This is a genomic window from Streptosporangium sp. NPDC006007, from assembly GCF_040614315.1.
In the GTDB taxonomy this organism is placed as follows: Bacteria; Actinomycetota; Actinomycetes; order Streptosporangiales; family Streptosporangiaceae; genus Streptosporangium.
In genome coordinates this window covers 251,796-269,091 of sequence record NZ_JBEXUG010000001.1, presented here as the reverse complement: position 1 = coordinate 269,091, position 17,296 = coordinate 251,796, and the positions used below count along the sequence as shown (strand labels likewise).

Here is a 17,296-nt window from a genome sequence, read left to right as displayed (position 1 = left end):
CGGTCGGAGCGGAAGCCCCCACGGTCATCCCTGCGCGGACCCTCGAAACGGGAACCACCCTGCGAACCGGCGGCGGGCCTGCCGTACCGGCCACGCGAGTCATCGCGATCGTCACGGCGCGGACCGTCGGAGCGGAAACCGCCACGATCGTCACGGCGGGCCGGACCGGCGCGGAAACCTTCACGGTCATCACGGCGCGGACCGTCGGAGCGGAAGCCCCCACGGTCATCCCTGCGCGGACCCTCGAAACGGGAACCACCCTGCGAACCGGCGGCGGGCCTGCCGTACCGGCCACGCGAATCGTCACGATCATCCCTGCGCGGCCCCTCGGAGCGGAAACCGCCACGATCGTCCCCGCGAGGGGCCGCGGAACGGAAGCCGCCCTGGGCCCCGCCTCGGGATCCGCCTCTGAAGTTGCCGCCCCCACGGGGGTCGCCACCGCGCGGGGCGCCGCCACGGCCTCGACCGCGTCCATCACCGGACGGGGTACTACGCCTGTTGTCCACTACTTCTGCTCCTCTAGGATTTCCACGTCGTCGGGCAGGAACGGCGCCAGTTCGGGAAGCTCGTCGAGATCCCGCAGGCCCATCCGTTCAAGAAAATACGAACTTGTCCGGTAGAGCAGTGCCTGGCTCTCCGGGTCGGTGCCGGCCTCCTCGACCAGCCCTCTCGCTACCAGCGTACGCATGACGCCTTCGCTGTTGACACCTCGGACGGCCGCCACCCGGGCCCGGCTGACCGGCTGCCGGTAGGCGACCACGGCCAGGGTCTCCAGCGCGGCCTGGGTGAGCCGCGCCTGCTGGCCGTCGCGGACGAACCGCTCCACGAGGGCCGCGCACTCGGCCCGCGTGTAGAACCGCCAGCCGCCGGCGACCTCTCTGAGATCAAAACCCCGGCCGCCGTCGGTGTATTCCGCCGACAGCTCCCGGAGCATCCTGGCGACCTCGGGGACGGGACGGTCCAGCACCTGGGCGAGGGTGGTCTCGGTGACCGGCTCGTCGACCACGAGCAGGATGGCCTCCAGCCCGGTGCGGAGGTCCGGCTCGACTACCGCGTCAGTCATCGGCGGGCTCTTTCCTCGTGCTCTCGTCGTAGTCGTCGGCCACGGTGACGTCCCCGTCGTCGCTGCCGGTCCAGGTCACGTGGAGATCCCCGAGGGGCTCCAGTTGCTCGAAGGAGACGGCCGCCTCCCGGTAGAGCTCCAGGACGGCCAGGAAACGCGCGACGACCTCGAAGGTGCCCGCGCAGTCGGAGGTGAGAGCCCGGAAGGTCGCCCGGCGCAGCCGTCGGAGCCGCTCGACAAGGATAACCGCCTGATCGCGCACATTGGCGAGTGGTTGATAGATGTGGGCGACCGAGACCGAGGGCGGAACCTTGGGGACGAAGGCCTGCCGGGCGATCTCGGCGAGGCGCTCGGGCCCGATGCCCAGGATCAGCGTGGGCAGGAGGTTGGCGAACTCGGCCTCCATCGGCACGATCCGGGGGAAGCGCAGGGCCTCCTCGGCCATCCGGCTGGAGAGGACCTTCACCACCTCCTTGTAGGCCCGATACTGGAGAAGCCGGGCGAACAACAGGTCACGGGCCTCCAGAAGGGCGAGATCCTCTTCGTCGTCGACCTCGCCCGACGGCAGCAGCCGGGCCGCCTTCAGGTCGAGCAGGGTCGCCGCGACGAGCAGGAAGTGGCTCGCCTGGTCCAGGTCCCACTGCGATCCCCTGGCCCGGATGTAGGAGATGAACTCGTCGGTGACCTGACTGAGCGAGACCTCGGTGATGTCCAGTTTGTGCTTGGAAATCAGACCGAGCAGCAGGTCGAAGGGGCCCTCGAAGACCTCCAGGTGCACCCTGAAGGTGTCGACGGCCGTCTGTGGCTGCTCGGTCATCCCGCCATTGTCCCGCACCCGGGACCGCGATCACCGCTACAGCGCGTTCCACCTGGCGAGAACCTCGCGAGCCAGTTCACGGTAGGCGCTGGCACCGAGTGAGGAGGAGTCGAAACTGGTGATGGGCTCGCCGGCCACGGTGGCGTCCGGGAAGCGGACCGTCCGGTTGATCACGGTATGGTAGACCTTGTCGTCAAACGCCTCGACGACCCGGGCCAGCACCTCACGGCCGTGCAGCGTACGCGCGTCGTACATGGTGGCGAGCAACCCCTCGATGACCAGGTCCTCGTTGATGCGCTGCTGGACCTTGATGATGGTGTCCATCAGCAACGCGACCCCGCGCAGCGCGAAGAACTCGCACTCCAGCGGCACCATGACGCCGTGCGCGCAGGCCAGCGCGTTGATCGTGAGCAGCCCCAGGGAGGGCTGGCAGTCGATCAGGCAGACGTCGTACTCGGGCAGGAGAGGCTTGATCACCCGGCCGAGCACCTGCTCGCGGGCTACCTCCGTGACGAGCTGGACCTCGGCCGCCGACAGGTCGATGTTGCTGGGCAGCAGATCCATTCTCTCGACGCCGGTCTCCATCAGCACGTCGTGGGCGGTGATCTGCCGCTCCATCAGGAGGTTGTAGACCGTCAGGTCAAGCTGGTGGGGGTTGATCCCGAGGCCGACGGAGAGGGCGCCCTGCGGGTCGAAGTCGACCAGCAGCACCTTCAGCCCGGCCTCGGCCAGCGCCGCGCCCAGGTTGATGGTCGTGGTCGTCTTGCCGACGCCGCCTTTCTGGTTGACCATGGCCACGACACGCGCCGGGCCGTGCACCGTACGCGGGGGCGGATCGGGGAACACCGGACGAGGTCGTCCGGTCGGGCCGAGGACTCCCCCGCTACGAGGGGTCCCGGCGGTCTTGGTGTCTCCCCAGGGATTCTCGGGGTTTCCGGGGGTCGTTCCCCGGACAGAACCGTCGGTGGTCACAGTCACCAGTCGAACCTCCCTGACGGCCTCGAACCGGACCGTCCGGACGGACACTATGGCGTCATCACGTATGCGGCAAGGCGGCACGCCCGGACACAACGAAGCTCAATGCCGCGCGCGCGGACGCGCGGCGGCGTAGACCTCCCGAAGCTTGTCCACCGTGACCAGGGTGTACACCTGGGTGGTGGTCACCGAGGCGTGGCCGAGTAATTCCTGAACCACCCTAACGTCCGCACCCCCGTCCAGGAGGTGTGTTGCGAACGAATGTCGCAAGATATGCGGTGAGATTCCCGCCAGTCCCCCTCGTTCCGCCGCGGCCTGGAGCACCTCCCAGGCCCCCTGCCGGGTGAGCCGTCCACCCCTGGCGTTGAGAAACAGTCCCGGGCCGCCCCTGCCGTGGGCGGCTATGCCCGGCCTGGCCCGGGCGAGATAGGTGCCCAGCGCCTCTCGCGCGAAGCGGCCCAGGGGTACCAGCCGGGCGCGCCCGTCCTTGCCCCGCAGTCTCACCTGCTGGGTCTTCGACCCCAGATCGACGTCGTCCACCGCGAGGCCCACGGCCTCGGAGATGCGGGCGCCGGTGCCGTACAGCAGTTCCAGCAGCGCCCGGTTGCGCATGGTGAGCGGCGAGCCCTCCGGGCCCGAGGCCGCGATCAACCGTTCCACGTCGCTCACACTGATCGCCTTGGGCAGCCGCCTGAGCCTGCGCGGCGGGCGCACCTGGTGGGCCGGGTCGTGCCCGCAGATGCCCACGCGCAGCGCGAAGCGGTGCAGGCCACGCACCGCGGAGACGGCCCGCGCCGCCGAGCTGGCGACGAGAGCCTGGTGCTTGTCGTCGCCCTCCGCCAGTGCGGCGAGGAAGGCCGTGACATCGGCCTCGGTGACCTCCGCGAAGGTGGAGCGCCTGCGGTTCCGCAGATGCTCCACGTATCGCAGCAGGTCACGGCGGTAGGAGGCCAATGTGTTGGCGGCCAGGCACCGCTCCACCGCCAGATGGGCGAGGTAGCTGGAGAGGACGGCCTCCGTCTCGCTCAGGGTCTCCTCCTGTCATGCCTCCGGTGCGTCGGCGGGCCGCAGCGAGGCGAAAGCATCCGCCGAAGCGGCGTATGCGGCGAGAATACCGGCCACGGCTTGGGAATTGTGGATCATTCCCGCCAGGGCACGGCGAACCGCGTCGGACAGGGGAATCCAGACCACCGGCATGTCGGCCTCCTCGTGCCGCCGGACGAAATCCAGCTCCCCGGCGGGGATGAGGGCGACATCCCTGGCGAGGAAGATCCGGGTCCGCTCGTCGGTCATGCCCGGCGAGGTGAAGGCGTCGACCAGGGTGTGCCAGGTCTCCGCCCGGTAGCCGGTCTCCTCGGCCAGCTCCCTGGCCGCCGCGAGGTGGAGAGGCTCGTCCTCGATGTCCCGCAGGCCGGCGGGCAGCTCCCAGAGCAGACGCCGGACGGCGTGACGGTACTGCCGGATCATGAGCACCCGGTCGTGGTCGTCGAGCGCGAGCACGGCCACCGATCCGGGGTGGAGCACGTAGTCGCGGTTGACGATCTCCCCGTCCGGCATGACGACCGCGTCGGTCACCGCGGTGATGACGCGTCCGCTGAAGTGCTCGGCGGAGGAGGCGACCTTCCACTCCTCCGGCAGGTCGGCGACGCCGGCCGCGGGACCGGCCGTGAAATCGGTCACGGGGTCGGCCTCGGGACGGGGTACGAGGGCGGGCGCGGGGCCGGGGACGAGGTCGCTCACTTGCCCCGCCCCGCCCTGGCCGTGGCGCCCCGGACGTCGGCGTAGGTCAGGGCCGCGCCGATGAGGCCCTTGAACAGCGGGTGCGGGCGGGTCGGGCGGGAGCGGAACTCCGGGTGCGCCTGGGTGCCGATGAAGAAGGGGTGGACGTCGACGGGCAGCTCGGCGTACTCCACGAGGCGGCCGTCGGGCGACAGACCGGAGAAGACCAGGCCGACCTTCTCCAGCTGGTCACGGTAGGAGTTGTTGACCTCGTAGCGGTGACGGTGACGCTCGTCCACCTTGGCCATGCCGTACAGCCGGCGGGCGAGGGATCCCTCGGTGAGCTTGGCGGGGTAGAGACCCAGCCGCATGGTGCCGCCCATGTCGCGATCGCCGGAGACGACGTCCTCCTGATCCGCCATGGTGGAGATGACCGGGTGGGTGGTCTCGACGTCGAACTCGCTGCTGCCCGCGTCCTCGATGCCGGCCAGGTTGCGGGCGGCCTCGATGACGATGCACTGCATGCCCAGGCAGAGGCCGAGCAGCGGAACCCTGTTCTCCCTGGCGTGCTGGACCGCGCCAAGCTTGCCCTCGATGCCTCGCACGCCGAACCCGCCGGGGATCAGCACGCCGTCCACGCCGTCCAGCTCGCGGGCGGCGCCGTCGGGCGTCTCACAGTCGTCGCTCTTCACCCAGCGGATGTTGACGCGGGCGTCGTTGGCGAAACCGCCCGCGCGCAACGCCTCGGTGACCGACAGGTAGGCGTCGGGCAGGTCGATGTACTTGCCGACGAGCGCGATCGTGACCTCCTTGGCCGGGCGGTGCACCCGGCGCAGGAGCTGCTCCCACTCCTTCCAGTCCACGTCGCGGAAGGGCAGGCCGAGACGGCGCACCACGTAGGCGTCCAGTCCCTCGGAGTGCAGCACCTTGGGGATGTCGTAGATGCTCGCCGCGTCGATGGCGGAGACGACCGCGTCCTCGTCGACGTCGCACATGAGGCTGATCTTGCGCTTGAGCGAGTTGGTGATCGGCCGGTCGGAGCGGCAGACGATCGCGTCGGGCTGGATGCCGATGCTGCGCAGCGCGGCGACCGAGTGCTGCGTGGGCTTGGTCTTCAGCTCGCCGCTGGGGCCGATGTACGGCAGCAGCGAGACGTGCAGGAAGAAGACGTTGTCCCGGCCGACCTCGTGGCGGATCTGGCGGACGGCCTCCAGGAAGGGCAGCGACTCGATGTCGCCGACGGTGCCGCCGACCTCGGTGATGACCACGTCCACGTCGGGACCGGCCATGGAGCGGATCCGGTCCTTGATCTCGTTGGTGATGTGCGGGATGACCTGCACGGTGTCCCCGAGGTACTCGCCGCGGCGCTCCTTGGCGATGACGTTGGAGTAGACCTGGCCGGTGGTGACGTTCGCCGAACCGTGCAGCTCGGTGTCGAGGAAGCGCTCGTAGTGACCGACGTCGAGGTCGGTCTCGGCGCCGTCGTCGGTGACGAAGACCTCGCCGTGCTGGAACGGGTTCATCGTTCCGGGGTCGACGTTGAGGTAGGGGTCGAGTTTCTGCATGGTGACCCGCAGGCCCCGCAGTTTAAGAAGACGCCCGAGGCTGGAGGCCGTCAGTCCCTTACCGAGACTGGAGGCGACGCCGCCGGTGACGAACAGATGCTTGGTGTGTGCGGCGCTGCGCAAGAAGTCTCCCGTGGTCGTCATAGATCAGTCGGCGCACCCTGATGGAGGCCTACATGCCCACGGGCTCTCAGGATATCAAACGGTTGCCGCGAACCGCCCGCCCGTCCCCCGCCCCGCATTTCGCCACCATACGACCAGGGAGTAACTTGGGCCGCTATGTCACTTCGTGGTGTGGTACGGCGCGCTATGGGCAGCTTGATCCACCGTGCCTGGATCGCGGTCCGCGCGGCCGGAACGGTGAGCCCGGCCAGTCCGGCGGGGTACCGGTTCCGCCGCCTCGGCGAGGGCGCCTGCCTGTCGTTCCCCGTCGGAGCCGTCTTCGGCGAGGCGTGGATCGAGATCGGCGCGCACACCCTGGTCGGCGAACGGGTCTCCATCTCCGCGGGCATGGGCCCCGGGGTGGACCTGGGGCCGGACTCGATCGTGCGGATCGGCGGGAGCTGCTCGATCGGCAGGGGCAGCCACATCGTCGGACACCAGTCGATCGACATCGGCGACCACGTGTTCACCGGCCCCTACGTCTACATCACCGACCAGAACCACGTCTACGACGACCCTGAGACACCGATCGGCCGTCAGTGGCCGCGGAACAACCCCGTGGTCATCGGCTCGGGCTCCTGGCTGGGCGCCGGCTCGATCATCCTGCCGGGAACCCGGATCGGCAGGCAGTGCGTGGTCGCGGGCGGAGCCGTGGTCCGCGGGGAGTTCCCGGACCACAGCGTGATCGCCGGCGTGCCCGCCCGGATCGTCCGCCACTACGTGGCCGGGGAGGGCTGGCTCCCGCCCCACCTCGGCACCGTCCGCGCCGAGACCGGCGTCCCCCACCCGGGGGAGGCCGGGATCGGCGGTGCCCGGACCGAACCGGCCGGATCGGTCGGCACCGCCTGAACCCGCGGGGACACGCCCCCGGCGGGAGTGTGGCGGGATCGATCGGCGGCCGGGAGTCGATGAGCGAGTGTGGGACGTCACCTCGCCCGGCCGTTTTCAGCGGCTTGGCATCCGCACCCGGACGAGGACGCGAGCTATGCTCGAAACACCCTGATTTCGCCCCGTTGGGAGGTGACTCCGATCAGCACTTTCCTCTCCATACTGCTGGTGATTCTGCTGCTCTTCCTGCTCGTGGGAGCCGCGGGCATCTACCTCCTGGTCAAGGTCGGCAAGAAGGCCACCAAGAAGGCCCGCAAGGTGACCAGCCGGGTCGTCTCCCACGTGGCGGCGATGGACCCCGGCGACGCCGGCGAGACGGAGCGGATGCGCCTGGATCTACGCCGGGAGGTCTCGTTGACCAGGCAGGCGGTGGACCACGCGCTGCGCGACGGGTGGGGCCTGGGTGACCTGCCCCAGTTGGTGGCCGAGATCGGCGGGCACGCGGACCGGCTGGACACCCAGCTCGGCCTCTACGCCCAGCACAGCCGCACCTCGGCCTACGTCGACCACGCCTCCCTGAACCGCCTGCGCGAGCACCACGCCAAGCTGACCACGTCCTGTGCCCGGATCCGCGCCGACCTGCTCAACGACCAGATGTCGCACTCGGCCGTCGGCATCGACGACGTCCAGAGCCGCACCGACCTGGAGATCGAGGCACGTCGCCGCGCCCCCGACCCGCTGGAGGAGATCGACGAGCTCTACAACCGCACGGCGGTCAACCGCTCCTTCCGCGACGGCCACGGCTGAGACGGCCGCCGCCGAACAGCCCCGGAGTCCCCCGCCGCCCTCGCGCCCTTGGCCCCTGGACCTGTGCCTCACCGCTCACTTGTCGATCGATTCGCCGGCGGTGTCCTCACGGCTCAAGGTGCCGGCCTGGGGTGCCGGCTCAGGAGACTCCCGCCTCGCGCATGTCGCGGACCTCTCGCTTGAGCTCCTTGATCTCGTCGCGGAGCCGGGCGGCGACCTCGAACTGAAGGTCGGCGGCCGCCTGGTGCATCTGGTCGGTGAGCGACTCGACCAGGACCTCCAGCTGGGCCCTGGGCATCTCCCCCGCGATCGTCTTGGCGTGCCGGCCCGCCTGCTTGGCCGCGAAGCCGGGCACCGGGGCCTTGCCGCGCGACTGCCGGCGTCCGTCGCCCCCGAGGAGCTGGGCGGTGTCGGCGTCCTCCCGGTTGAGCGAGTCGAGGATGTCGGCGATCTTCTTGCGGAGCGGCTGCGGGTCGATGCCGTTGGCCTCGTTGTAGGCGGCCTGCTTGGCCCGGCGCCTGCTGGTCTCCTCGATCGCCCGCTCCATGGAGGGGGTGATCCGGTCGGCGTACATGTGCACCTGACCGGAGACGTTGCGGGCCGCGCGGCCGATGGTCTGGATCAGGGAGGTCTCCGAGCGGAGGAAGCCCTCCTTGTCGGCGTCGAGGATGGCGACCAGCGACACCTCGGGCAGGTCCAGGCCCTCGCGGAGCAGGTTGATGCCGACCAGCACGTCGAACTCGCCCATCCGCAGCTCGCGGAGGAGCTCGATGCGGCGCAGCGTGTCGACCTCGCTGTGCAGGTAGCGAACCCGGATGCCGAGCTCCAGGAGGTAGTCGGTGAGATCCTCCGACATCTTCTTGGTCAGCGTGGTGACCAGCACCCGCTCGTCCTTCTCGGTCCGGATCCTGATCTCGTGGACCAGGTCGTCGATCTGGGACTTCGTGGGCTTGACGATCACCTCGGGGTCGACCAGGCCGGTCGGCCGGATGACCTGCTCGACCACGTCGCCTCCGCTGCGGCCCAGCTCGTAGCTTCCCGGGGTGGCCGACAGGTAGACGGTCTGGCCGATCCGCTCCAGGAACTCCTCCCACTTCAGCGGGCGGTTGTCCATCGCCGAGGGCAGCCGGAAGCCGTGCTCCACCAGGGTGCGCTTTCGGGAGGCGTCGCCCTCGTACATCGCGCCGATCTGCGGGACCGTCTGGTGCGACTCGTCCAGGACCAGGAGGAAGTCCTCGGGGAAGTAGTCGAGGAGGGTGTTGGGCGCGCTGCCGGGAGCGCGGCCGTCCATGTGACGGGAGTAGTTCTCGATGCCGGAGCAGGTGCCGATCTGGCGCATCATCTCCAGGTCGTAGGTGGTGCGCATGCGCAGTCGCTGGGCCTCAAGGAGCTTGCCCTGCCGCTCCATCCTCTCCAGGGTCTCGGCGAGCTCGGCCTCGATGCCCAGAACGGCCTTCTCCATCCGCTCGGCGCCGGCGACGTAGTGGGAGGCGGGGAAGATGTAGAGCTCGTCGTCCTCCGTGATCACCTCGCCGGTCAGCGGATGCATGGTGGAGAGCTTCTCGATCTCGTCGCCGAACATCTCGATCCGCACGGCGAGCTCTTCGTACTTCGGGATGATCTCGATCGTGTCGCCACGCACCCGGAAGGTGCCCCGGGTGAAGGCCAGGTCGTTACGGGTGTACTGCATGTCGACCAGGCGGCGCAGCAGCCTGTCGCGCTCGAACTCCTGGCCCACCTTGAGCCGGGCCATGCGGTCGACATACTCCTGGGGGGTGCCCAGGCCGTAGATGCACGACACCGAGGCCACCACGATCGTGTCGCGGCGGGTCAGCAGCGAGTTGGTCGCCGAGTGGCGCAGCCGCTCGACCTCGTCGTTGATCGAGGAGTCCTTCTCGATGTAGGTGTCGCTCTGCGGGACGTACGCCTCGGGCTGGTAGTAGTCGTAGTAGGAGACGAAGTATTCGACCGCGTTGTTGGGCAGCATCTCCCGGAGTTCGTTGGCGAACTGGGCGGCGAGCGTCTTGTTGGGCTGGATGACCAGGGCCGGCCGCTGCAGCCGCTCGATCAACCAGGCGACCGTGGCCGTCTTGCCCGTGCCCGTGGCGCCCAGCAGGACGTTGTCCCCGTCGCCCGCCCGCACGCGCCGCTCAAGCTCGGCGATCGCGGTGGGCTGGTCGCCCGAGGGGGTCATGTCGGTGACGACCTCGAAGGGGGCCACCTTACGCTGCAAATCTGTTACCGGCCTCACCTGAACCACTGTAGGCGGCGCCACCGACATTCCTCACCCTTCAACCACGTGTCAAGCCGGCCGCAAGCCGCGTGCCCTTTACTGTCCACCGCCTGCACACCATCACCAAGCGTGATATATCGGGCTTCCACTAGATGAATAACCTTGGAGGTGTGATGTCGCGGCCAAGAGAGGCCATACAGTCGGCGATGGCGGCCGCCCAGGCATACGGTCAGGGGGGCGACCTGCGCCAGATCGCCGGACAGGTCGCCGGGCAGATAGCCGGACAGGCGGGCGGGCAGGTGGTCGGGGAGAAGGGGTTCGCGCTCAACCCCGCGGACTTCCTGGCCGCACGCGACCAGGGCGCCTCGGCGAGCACGCTCATCGAGGCTCGCAGCGCGTCACTGAACGAGGCCGGCGAGATCGTCAACCGCAGCTTCGGCGGCGAGGGCCCGAACGGCGAGACGGTCCACGTGATCTCGCCCGTGGTGATCCCCAGAAGCGGAACCGCCCGGGTCGTCGTCCCGCTGGTCGTCCTGGCGGGGCTCGGCCTGGTCGGCCTGGTCGCCACCGGGCTGCCCGACGGCGCGCGGGTGCTGTTCGGGCCGCACTACTGGGCCGTGCTGGTGCTGGCCGCGGCGTTCCTGTGGTGGCGGCGGAGCGTGGTCATGGTGCCCGAGGGCTGCAAGGCGCTGATCACCAAGTTCGGCAAGCTCGTGCAGATCGCCGAGCCCGGCCGGGTGACGCTGTTCAACCCGTGGAAGCGGGTCGGCTACATCGTCAACACCACCCGCGAGTACCCCTTCAACGCGCCCATCCGCGAGGCCCCGACCCAGCAGGGCGTCAAGGCCAGCGTGGATCTGTTCCTGCAGTTCAGGATCGAGGACCCGGCCGAGTTCATCTTCGTCCTGGGCTCGGTCGGCGGCTTCCAGGCCAAGCTGCAGAACGCCATCAGCGAGGTCACCCGCTCCCTGATCTACGCCCAGCGCGCCGAGGAGATCTACGACCTGGTCGGGGAGAGCACCCTGGGCATGCTGGACAGCCTGAACCAGCAGTTCCTGCCCGCCGTACGGCTCACCGACGTGAACATCACCCACGCCGAGCCGTCCAGCCAGGAGTACCGGATGGATCTGGCGGCCCCGGAGATGATCAGGGTGGCCAAGGAGGCGTACACCTACGGCTACGAACTCCAGTTGCGCAAGGAGCAGAACGAGGGTGACCTGATCAAGGAACTCGCCGGACTGCAGGAGCAGCTGTCGGCCATCCAGGCCGAGATCGCGGGCTACCAGGCGCGGATGGACACCGCGCTGGAGCGCGCGTCCCACCAGGCCAAGGCGCAGGCGGGCCAGCGGCTGGTGGAGGCGGAGTCCACCGCCAAGGCCAACGCGGCGCTGCTGGAGGCGCAGGCGCTGGACATCCGGGCGCTGAGCGCCGCCGAGGCGCCGGAGATCCTGGGCTACCGGTTCCAGCAGGACCTGCTCGACCGGCTGGAGGCCGTGGCCTCCCACCTGCCCCGGGTGGTACAGGTCGGCGAGACCGCCGACATCGACCTGCTCGCGCTGGCCGGGCAGCTGGTCGGCGGCCACGAGACACAGTTGTTCTCCGAGACGGACATGGCGGCGATCAGAGGACGGATCACCGAGATCGGCCACCGGGTCCGGGACCGGGAGGCCGAGATCGCCACGCTGCTCAACCCTGTCGCCGAACCCGCCGAGACCGTGGGAGCCGCCCGGAGCGCCGTACCGCCCCCCGCGCCCGTCACAGCCCCCATCACCATGCCCCCCGGGTCCGCTGTGCCCGCCGCGCAGGAAGACGCCTGAGATGAGCCGAGAGTTCTCCAAGATCAAGGAATCCCTGGCCTCCTGGTCGGAGATCCGCCAGCTGCTCCGCGGCGGCGAGTCCGGCCGGTTGGTCCCGGTCGTCATTCCCAAGGACCGCCGGGGCTTCGCCTGGGTGGCACTGCTGCTGTTCGCGCTCTACCTCGCCGGTACGGCACTGCTGAGCCGCGGGGCGTTCTCCGTCCTGGCCTCGGCCGGCGCGGCGCTGTCCCTGCTCGTGGCGCTGGTGTGGCTCTGGCGCCGGGCCATCATCGAGATCGAGGAGGGCACCACCGGCGTGCGCAGCCGGTGGGGCGCCATCGTCGGCTCCCTGCCCCCCGGCCGCCACTATTTGTGGCTGCCCTGGGACCGGGTGGACGCGGTGGTGGACACCTCCACCGAGATCCCCTACTCCGCCCCGATCTCGGCCTGCCCGACCGCGGAGAACGTGCCGCTGAAGTCGATCGAGTTCTTCCTGAAGTTCCGCATCGTCGACCCGGTGGCCTTCGTCAGGACGATCGGCGCGGGCAACTTCGACCTCGTGCTCAGCAGCGCCGTACAGGACGCCATCCGCCAGCGCAGCCGCCAGGTCAACACCGAGCGGGCCTACGACCTGCGCGGTTCCGACGTGGGTGACATGCAGGAGCTGCTGACCCGCCAGCTCGGCCGGTACGGCGTGCGCATCACCGGCGCCAACATCCCCGACGTGCAGCTGCCCGACCAGTACCAGCAGCATCTGGCCACCCGGGAGAAGGTCGCCAAGGAGCTGTCGGCCTTCGAGCGGGAGTGGGAGCTGACCCGCAAGCGGCGGATCGACACCCTGCTGATGGAGATCGAGCGCGCCAAGAAGACGAGGGACGCCCGGATCGTCGAGGTCAGGGCCGCCGCCAACACCGCGCGCAAGGACGTCGCCCGCATGCTGGAGGAGCACGAGACCGAGGCGCAGCGGGTGCGCTGGGAGATCGAGGCCAGAGGCCGGGCCGAGCTCACCTCGGCGGAGAACGAGGCCAAGGGGCTGCGCCGGCTGGCCGGCTCCTACCGCGACAACCGCGCCGTACTCCAGTATGAGCTGGCGCGCCGGCGTCTGGAGGTGGGCGCCAAGCTCGCCGAGCACGCGCCCCGCCCCGTCGTCATCAGGACCGGTGGCTCCTCGGGCGAGTCCTCTGTACTGTCCACCATGCTCCTGGCCAACCTTCTGCCGCAGATCAGCGGAGGGAACGATCAGGTCAAGCCGTCCGTCGAACCCAACTGAAACCTTCTCATCGATTCTGGGAGTCCCCCAATGGTGTTCCGTAAACTGATGGCCGCCTTCGGCGCCGGTGTCGAGGTCGACACGGTCCTGCAAAACTCCAACGTCCGCCCCGGTGAGCTCCTGCGGGGGCAGGTCAACTTCCGCGGCGGCGGTTCCGACTACAAGGTCGAGGGCATCTTCATCGACTTCACCGCGGTCGTGGAGGTCGAGAGCGGTGACAACGAGTACAAGTCGACCCACAGCTTCCTCCGCCAGCAGATCACCGGACCGTTCCACCTCGCGGCGGGCGCCCCGCAGTCGGCCCCCTTCGAGATTCCCGTGCCGTGGGAGACGCCGATCAGCGCCATCGGCGGCCACCCGCTGCGCGGCATGCAACTGGGTGTCTCCACCGAGCTCTCGCTGGCCGGCGCGCTGGACAAGGGCGACCTCGACCCGCTGTTCGTCAACCCGCTGCCCGCTCAGGACCACGTGCTCGGCGCGCTGGACCAGATGGGCTTCCGCTTCAAGAAGGCGGACCTGGAGCGGGGCACCCTGCGCGGTTCGCGGATGCCGTTCTTCCAGGAGATCGAGTACTACGCCGGGCACGAGTACGCCCGGCACTTCAACGAGCTTGAGCTGACCTTCATCTCCGGCCCTCAGTCGATGGACGTCATCCTGGAGGCCGACAAGCGGGGCGGCTTCCTGAGCTCCAGCCACGACACCTACAACCGGTTCACGGTCCACTACGGCGACCACCCCGGCCAGGTCGAGCAGTCGCTGCGCGCCGGTCTCCACGCGATGGCCCAGCACCGCGGCTGGTTCTGACCCTTCCGGCCGCACGACCACGCCCCGGCCGCCGCCCCTTCCCGTCGGCCGGGACCGCAGGATGACGATCTCCTCACCACCGCACGCCGTACCGCCCGCGGCTACGAAGACGCCGGCGAGACGTCCGCCGCGATGGCCCGGGACGGACGAGTGGAGGGTTGTCGTGATGCCGCCGGAGGAGTGTGTGAGCCCGCACGTGGTCGCGGCCCGCCGCGACCACGTGCGACTGGACTGGCGGGTGCCGTACCGGACGCCCGAGCGGGTGCGGGCGCTGGCCTGGACCTGTGACTGCCGGAGTCCGGTCTACGAGCTGTGCGAGGGCGGCGGGCAGGCGTTCGTCCGGCGGACCGTCCGGGTGAGGGAGGGGGCCGAGACGCACGAGACGCCCCGGTGGTCGCTCACCCAGGCCCGGGTGGTCTGGGCGGCGTTGCTGTCGGGCAGGGCCCGGTAGTGAGGGGGGCTCCGGTCTGCTCCGGACGGGCGGTGGTCCCCGGCCGGACAGGACCTCGGTGAGGGCGTGCCGCGCCCCTCTGAGCAGGTCGGCCACCGGCGAGTGACGGACCGTCGCCCCCCACTACATGGACCAGGCTCATCGCCGCGCCTCGGCGCGCAGCTCGGCCAGCAGTTCGCCCTGCCCGGCCAGCATCTCGGTCAGGATCCGCCGCGCCGCGAACAGCAGCTCGGCCACATCCGGCGTCGCCAGAGCGTAGACGACCGTGCCCCCCTCACGGGTGGCCGACACGATGCCGGCCCGGCGGAGCACCGCGAGTTGCTGGGAGAGGCTGGACGCCTCGACGTCGATCTCTCCCAGAAGGTCCCGTACCGGGAGCGGACCGCCCTGCAGCAACTCCAGCACCCGGATACGCACTGGGTGTCCCAGTGTGCGAAAGAAGTCGGCCTTGGCCTGGTAGAGAGGGACCGGCATGATCATGCCGCACTCTCGGCCGCGAGCTCGTACCCGTCTCCGCTCCCCGCCACATCAGTCAAATCGCCATTATTCCGGCAGATAATCATAAGTCACAATATGTCCAATTGCATAATTTTTCAAGTCGTAAGGACCTTAGATTAAGATGGGTCCGAAAGGTGCCGCAAGCACGGGTGAAGGGGCGGAGCAGATGGGGCGAGGCCGGGCCAAGGCGAAGCAGACGAAGGTGGCTCGCGATCTGAAGTACAGCACTCACAACCTCGATCTCGAACGGCTGCAGCGAGAGCTCGGCGGTGACTCGGCTCCGGCCGGCGAGGACGACGTGACGGCCGAGGTGTCGGCGGACACGTAGGTCCGAGGGGTTCGAGAGACGCCCGGGAAGATCTTCCGAGCCGGTGTCTCATCCCGGGGCATGGCCGGAAAGAGCGGCCACGCCCCTCAGTGAGCCGGTCGTGCTCCCTTTCCGGGTCACAGAGGTTTCCGGTCCACAGACGTAGGAGGCGGGTGTGCTCCCCTTGCCGGTAGAGGCCGGGCGGCGTCCGCGCCGCGGCCGGGTCCCCGTCAGCGCGAGGACCCCGGATCGCGGGCGGGGACGCCGCCCGGCCAGCGCCGATACATCCGCTCCAGCCAGGTGTCGTAACGGTGGCCGGGACCGGCCCGGTAGTCGTGCTGCCGGTAGATCGCGAAAACCTTCCGTTTGATCTCGCGTTCGGCCGGCTCCAGATTGGCGGGCAGTGGCCCGATCGTGTACCCCCGGTAGGGGATCACCTCGACGCCCGGGGGCGCGGCCTCCATCGCGAACCGGGCGGCGGCCACGTGGTCGGGGTGGTCCGAGCCCACCGGCGGCGGAGACGGATCGAGGACGCGCAGTACGGTGGGACGGAAGGTCCGCATCAACGCGCGCAGCATGTCCAGCACGTCGCCGTGGGACAGGCAGGCTCCCCGGTACAGGAAGGCGTGCACACAGGTGCGGCCCGCGGGGTCGGCCCAGAGCCGGGTCAGCGCGCCACGGCCGCCGTCCGCCCGGGGATCACCTCCGTCGGGCAGCCCGACGAAGACCAACTGGACGCGGGGCAGATCGGTCAGCGTGTCCACCTCGACCGGGAGCCGGCCCAGGGTCGTCATCCTGCGCCGCCACAGGTCGCGGGCCCCGGTGACCCAGGCGTAGGCCGCCCGGATACCCCGCTGCCGGTCTCCGGCGTACCCTATCGGGGCGCGGTCGTCGCGCATCCCCGCCACCGACTCCCCTGCCGTCAGATAGACCGTGACGCTGCGCGCCCCACGCGCCAGCAGCCTCAGCAGATCGGGGCTCATGAACAGCAGGTCGTCATCGGGATGGGCGACCACCTGCAGGTAAACCCCCTGTGGCGTCCTGCCGGCGAACAAGGTCGCGGGACCGGGGATCCGGGCCACCGGTAACACCATCGGCAGTGCGATGGCGGCGATCGCCGCAATCACGCACATACTTCGCACGCCTCGCACGCCGACCCCCGTCGCCACTGCCCGTCGCCACTGATAGTTGCTTCGACAGTAGATGGCAGGATTACTTGGTTAAATGACCTATTTGGATGATCTTTAGTTATGGGGGGTCATTCAAAAGAGGGAGCCCGGTCCGCGACCGGAGCCTGGCCCCACCGTGACCTCGGGGTGACCTGCGGCCGGACGGGCCGGGCGGCCGGGGACCGGGGCGCGTTCCAGGGACGCCCCCTCGCGCCCCGGCCGGCTCACACCGCGGCGCGGGCGGACAGCCCGGCCCAGACCTCGGCCACCCGGGCCTCCAACTCCTCCAGGGACCCCTCGTTCGGCACCACGACGTCAGCGGCCTTCAACCGCTCCTCGCGGCTCGCCTGGGCGGCGAGCCTGGCCCTGGCGTCCGGCTCGGCCATGCCCCGCAGCCGGACCAGCCGGTCGAGGCGCAACTCGTCCGCGGCGTCCACGACGATCACGACGTCGTACATGGAGGCGAGGTTGTTCTCCACCAGCAGCGGCACGTCGTAGACCACGATCGCGTCCCCGGGCGCCCGGCTCTGCAGCTCGGCCACCCGTGCCCCGACCAGCGGGTGCACAATGCCGTTGAGCGAGGCCAGCTTCTCGGAGTCGGCGAAGACGATCGAGCCGAGCCCCTCCCGGTTGAGCGACCCGTCCTCGCGCAGCACCCCGGCACCGAAGAGCGCGACGATCCGCGCCAGCCCCTCGGTGCCCGGCTCGACCACCTCCCGGGCGATCCTGTCGGCGTCGATCACCACGGCGCCCCTGGCGGCCAGCCGTCGCGACACCTCGCTCTTTCCGGACCCGATCCCCCCGGTAAGCCCCACCTTCAGCATGATCCGCA

At 69.6% G+C, this 17,296-nt stretch carries 17 protein-coding genes; 7 read left to right on the top strand and 10 right to left on the bottom strand.

Translation table 11 applies throughout. From position 1 onward, the window contains the following. Positions 1-505 precede the first annotated feature (505 nt). The 6 genes from scpB to ABZ194_RS01160 form a co-directional block, all read right to left on the bottom strand. On the bottom strand, positions 506-1,063 hold the full coding sequence (gene scpB, locus ABZ194_RS01185; RefSeq protein WP_355590394.1) for an SMC-Scp complex subunit ScpB: 558 nt from the start codon (positions 1,061-1,063) through the stop codon (positions 506-508). Next, a complete protein-coding gene (locus ABZ194_RS01180; RefSeq protein ID WP_355590391.1) occupies positions 1,056-1,880 on the bottom strand; it encodes a segregation/condensation protein A in 825 nt (274 codons plus the stop codon). Before ABZ194_RS01180 ends, scpB begins: the two co-directional genes overlap by 8 nt. A 36-nt stretch (positions 1,881-1,916) precedes the next feature. Then, complete coding sequence (locus ABZ194_RS01175) at positions 1,917-2,858, bottom strand: ParA family protein (RefSeq protein WP_355590388.1); 942 nt, start codon at positions 2,856-2,858, stop codon at positions 1,917-1,919. Positions 2,859-2,957: 99 nt separating this feature from the next. Beyond that, positions 2,958-3,884: a tyrosine recombinase gene (locus ABZ194_RS01170; protein ID WP_355590583.1), complete on the bottom strand. Its 927-nt coding sequence runs from the start codon at positions 3,882-3,884 to the stop codon at positions 2,958-2,960. Positions 3,885-3,896: 12 nt separating this feature from the next. Next, positions 3,897-4,493, bottom strand: a complete 597-nt coding sequence (locus tag ABZ194_RS01165; protein WP_355590580.1) for an NUDIX hydrolase — start codon at positions 4,491-4,493, stop codon at positions 3,897-3,899. A 98-nt stretch (positions 4,494-4,591) separates the two neighbouring features. Next, positions 4,592-6,262: a CTP synthase gene (locus tag ABZ194_RS01160; protein ID WP_355590385.1), complete on the bottom strand. Its 1,671-nt coding sequence runs from the start codon at positions 6,260-6,262 to the stop codon at positions 4,592-4,594. Positions 6,263-6,448: 186 nt separating this feature from the next. On the opposite strand from ABZ194_RS01160, the gene ABZ194_RS01155 reads away from it, so the two are divergent. After that, positions 6,449-7,150 carry an acyltransferase gene (locus ABZ194_RS01155; RefSeq protein ID WP_355590382.1) on the top strand — a complete coding sequence of 234 codons (702 nt, stop codon included), beginning with the start codon at positions 6,449-6,451 and terminating at the stop codon, positions 7,148-7,150. A 171-nt stretch (positions 7,151-7,321) separates the two neighbouring features. Then, positions 7,322-7,936, top strand: a complete 615-nt coding sequence (locus tag ABZ194_RS01150) for a hypothetical protein (RefSeq protein WP_355590379.1) — start codon at positions 7,322-7,324, stop codon at positions 7,934-7,936. A gap of 139 nt (positions 7,937-8,075) precedes the next feature. Here the strand turns inward: ABZ194_RS01150 and uvrB are convergent, their stop codons facing one another. Further along, entirely contained in the window at positions 8,076-10,187 is a 2,112-nt protein-coding gene (gene uvrB, locus ABZ194_RS01145) for an excinuclease ABC subunit UvrB (protein ID WP_355590376.1), read from the bottom strand. A 155-nt stretch (positions 10,188-10,342) separates the two neighbouring features. On the opposite strand from uvrB, the gene ABZ194_RS01140 reads away from it, so the two are divergent. From ABZ194_RS01140 to ABZ194_RS01125, 4 genes are all read left to right on the top strand, one after another. Beyond that, complete coding sequence (locus ABZ194_RS01140) at positions 10,343-11,986, top strand: SPFH domain-containing protein (protein ID WP_355590373.1); 1,644 nt, start codon at positions 10,343-10,345, stop codon at positions 11,984-11,986. 1 nt (position 11,987) lies between these two features. Further along, positions 11,988-13,235, top strand: a complete 1,248-nt coding sequence (locus ABZ194_RS01135) for an SPFH domain-containing protein (protein WP_355590370.1) — start codon at positions 11,988-11,990, stop codon at positions 13,233-13,235. Between the two features lie 30 nt (positions 13,236-13,265). Beyond that, on the top strand, positions 13,266-14,039 hold the full coding sequence (locus ABZ194_RS01130) for a sporulation protein (RefSeq protein ID WP_355590367.1): 774 nt from the start codon (positions 13,266-13,268) through the stop codon (positions 14,037-14,039). 184 nt (positions 14,040-14,223) lie between these two features. After that, positions 14,224-14,490 (top strand): hypothetical protein, encoded by a 267-nt coding sequence (locus tag ABZ194_RS01125; RefSeq protein ID WP_355590364.1) that lies wholly within the window; start codon positions 14,224-14,226, stop codon positions 14,488-14,490. 138 nt (positions 14,491-14,628) lie between these two features. On the opposite strand, the gene ABZ194_RS01120 is transcribed toward ABZ194_RS01125, so the two are convergent. Then, positions 14,629-14,964: a metalloregulator ArsR/SmtB family transcription factor gene (locus tag ABZ194_RS01120; RefSeq protein ID WP_355590577.1), complete on the bottom strand. Its 336-nt coding sequence runs from the start codon at positions 14,962-14,964 to the stop codon at positions 14,629-14,631. Between the two features lie 190 nt (positions 14,965-15,154). Between ABZ194_RS01120 and ABZ194_RS01115 the strand changes: the two genes are divergently transcribed. Next, positions 15,155-15,316 (top strand): DUF3073 domain-containing protein, encoded by a 162-nt coding sequence (locus tag ABZ194_RS01115; RefSeq protein WP_355590361.1) that lies wholly within the window; start codon positions 15,155-15,157, stop codon positions 15,314-15,316. Positions 15,317-15,525: 209 nt separating this feature from the next. Here the strand turns inward: ABZ194_RS01115 and ABZ194_RS01110 are convergent, their stop codons facing one another. Both ABZ194_RS01110 and coaE read right to left on the bottom strand, forming a co-directional pair. Next, positions 15,526-16,428 carry a PIG-L family deacetylase gene (locus ABZ194_RS01110; RefSeq protein WP_355590358.1) on the bottom strand — a complete coding sequence of 301 codons (903 nt, stop codon included), beginning with the start codon at positions 16,426-16,428 and terminating at the stop codon, positions 15,526-15,528. 260 nt (positions 16,429-16,688) lie between these two features. Next, positions 16,689-17,288, bottom strand: a complete 600-nt coding sequence (gene coaE / locus ABZ194_RS01105) for a dephospho-CoA kinase (RefSeq protein WP_355590355.1) — start codon at positions 17,286-17,288, stop codon at positions 16,689-16,691. Positions 17,289-17,296 lie beyond the last annotated feature (8 nt).

Bases quoted from the DNA above. Each gene is read 5' to 3' on its own strand.
- scpB (WP_355590394.1), bottom strand. From the start codon at position 1,063: ATGACTGACGCGGTAGTCGAGCCGGACCTCCGCACCGGGCTGGAGGCC.
- ABZ194_RS01180 (WP_355590391.1), bottom strand. From the start codon at position 1,880: ATGACCGAGCAGCCACAGACGGCCGTCGACACCTTCAGGGTGCACCTG.
- ABZ194_RS01155 (WP_355590382.1), top strand. From the start codon at position 6,449: ATGGGCAGCTTGATCCACCGTGCCTGGATCGCGGTCCGCGCGGCCGGA.
- ABZ194_RS01140 (WP_355590373.1), top strand. From the start codon at position 10,343: ATGTCGCGGCCAAGAGAGGCCATACAGTCGGCGATGGCGGCCGCCCAG.
- ABZ194_RS01135 (WP_355590370.1), top strand. From the start codon at position 11,988: ATGAGCCGAGAGTTCTCCAAGATCAAGGAATCCCTGGCCTCCTGGTCG.
- ABZ194_RS01130 (WP_355590367.1), top strand. From the start codon at position 13,266: ATGGTGTTCCGTAAACTGATGGCCGCCTTCGGCGCCGGTGTCGAGGTC.
- ABZ194_RS01120 (WP_355590577.1), bottom strand. From the start codon at position 14,964: ATGCCGGTCCCTCTCTACCAGGCCAAGGCCGACTTCTTTCGCACACTG.
- ABZ194_RS01115 (WP_355590361.1), top strand. From the start codon at position 15,155: ATGGGGCGAGGCCGGGCCAAGGCGAAGCAGACGAAGGTGGCTCGCGAT.
- ABZ194_RS01110 (WP_355590358.1), bottom strand. From the start codon at position 16,428: ATGTGCGTGATTGCGGCGATCGCCGCCATCGCACTGCCGATGGTGTTA.
- coaE (WP_355590355.1), bottom strand. From the start codon at position 17,288: ATGCTGAAGGTGGGGCTTACCGGGGGGATCGGGTCCGGAAAGAGCGAG.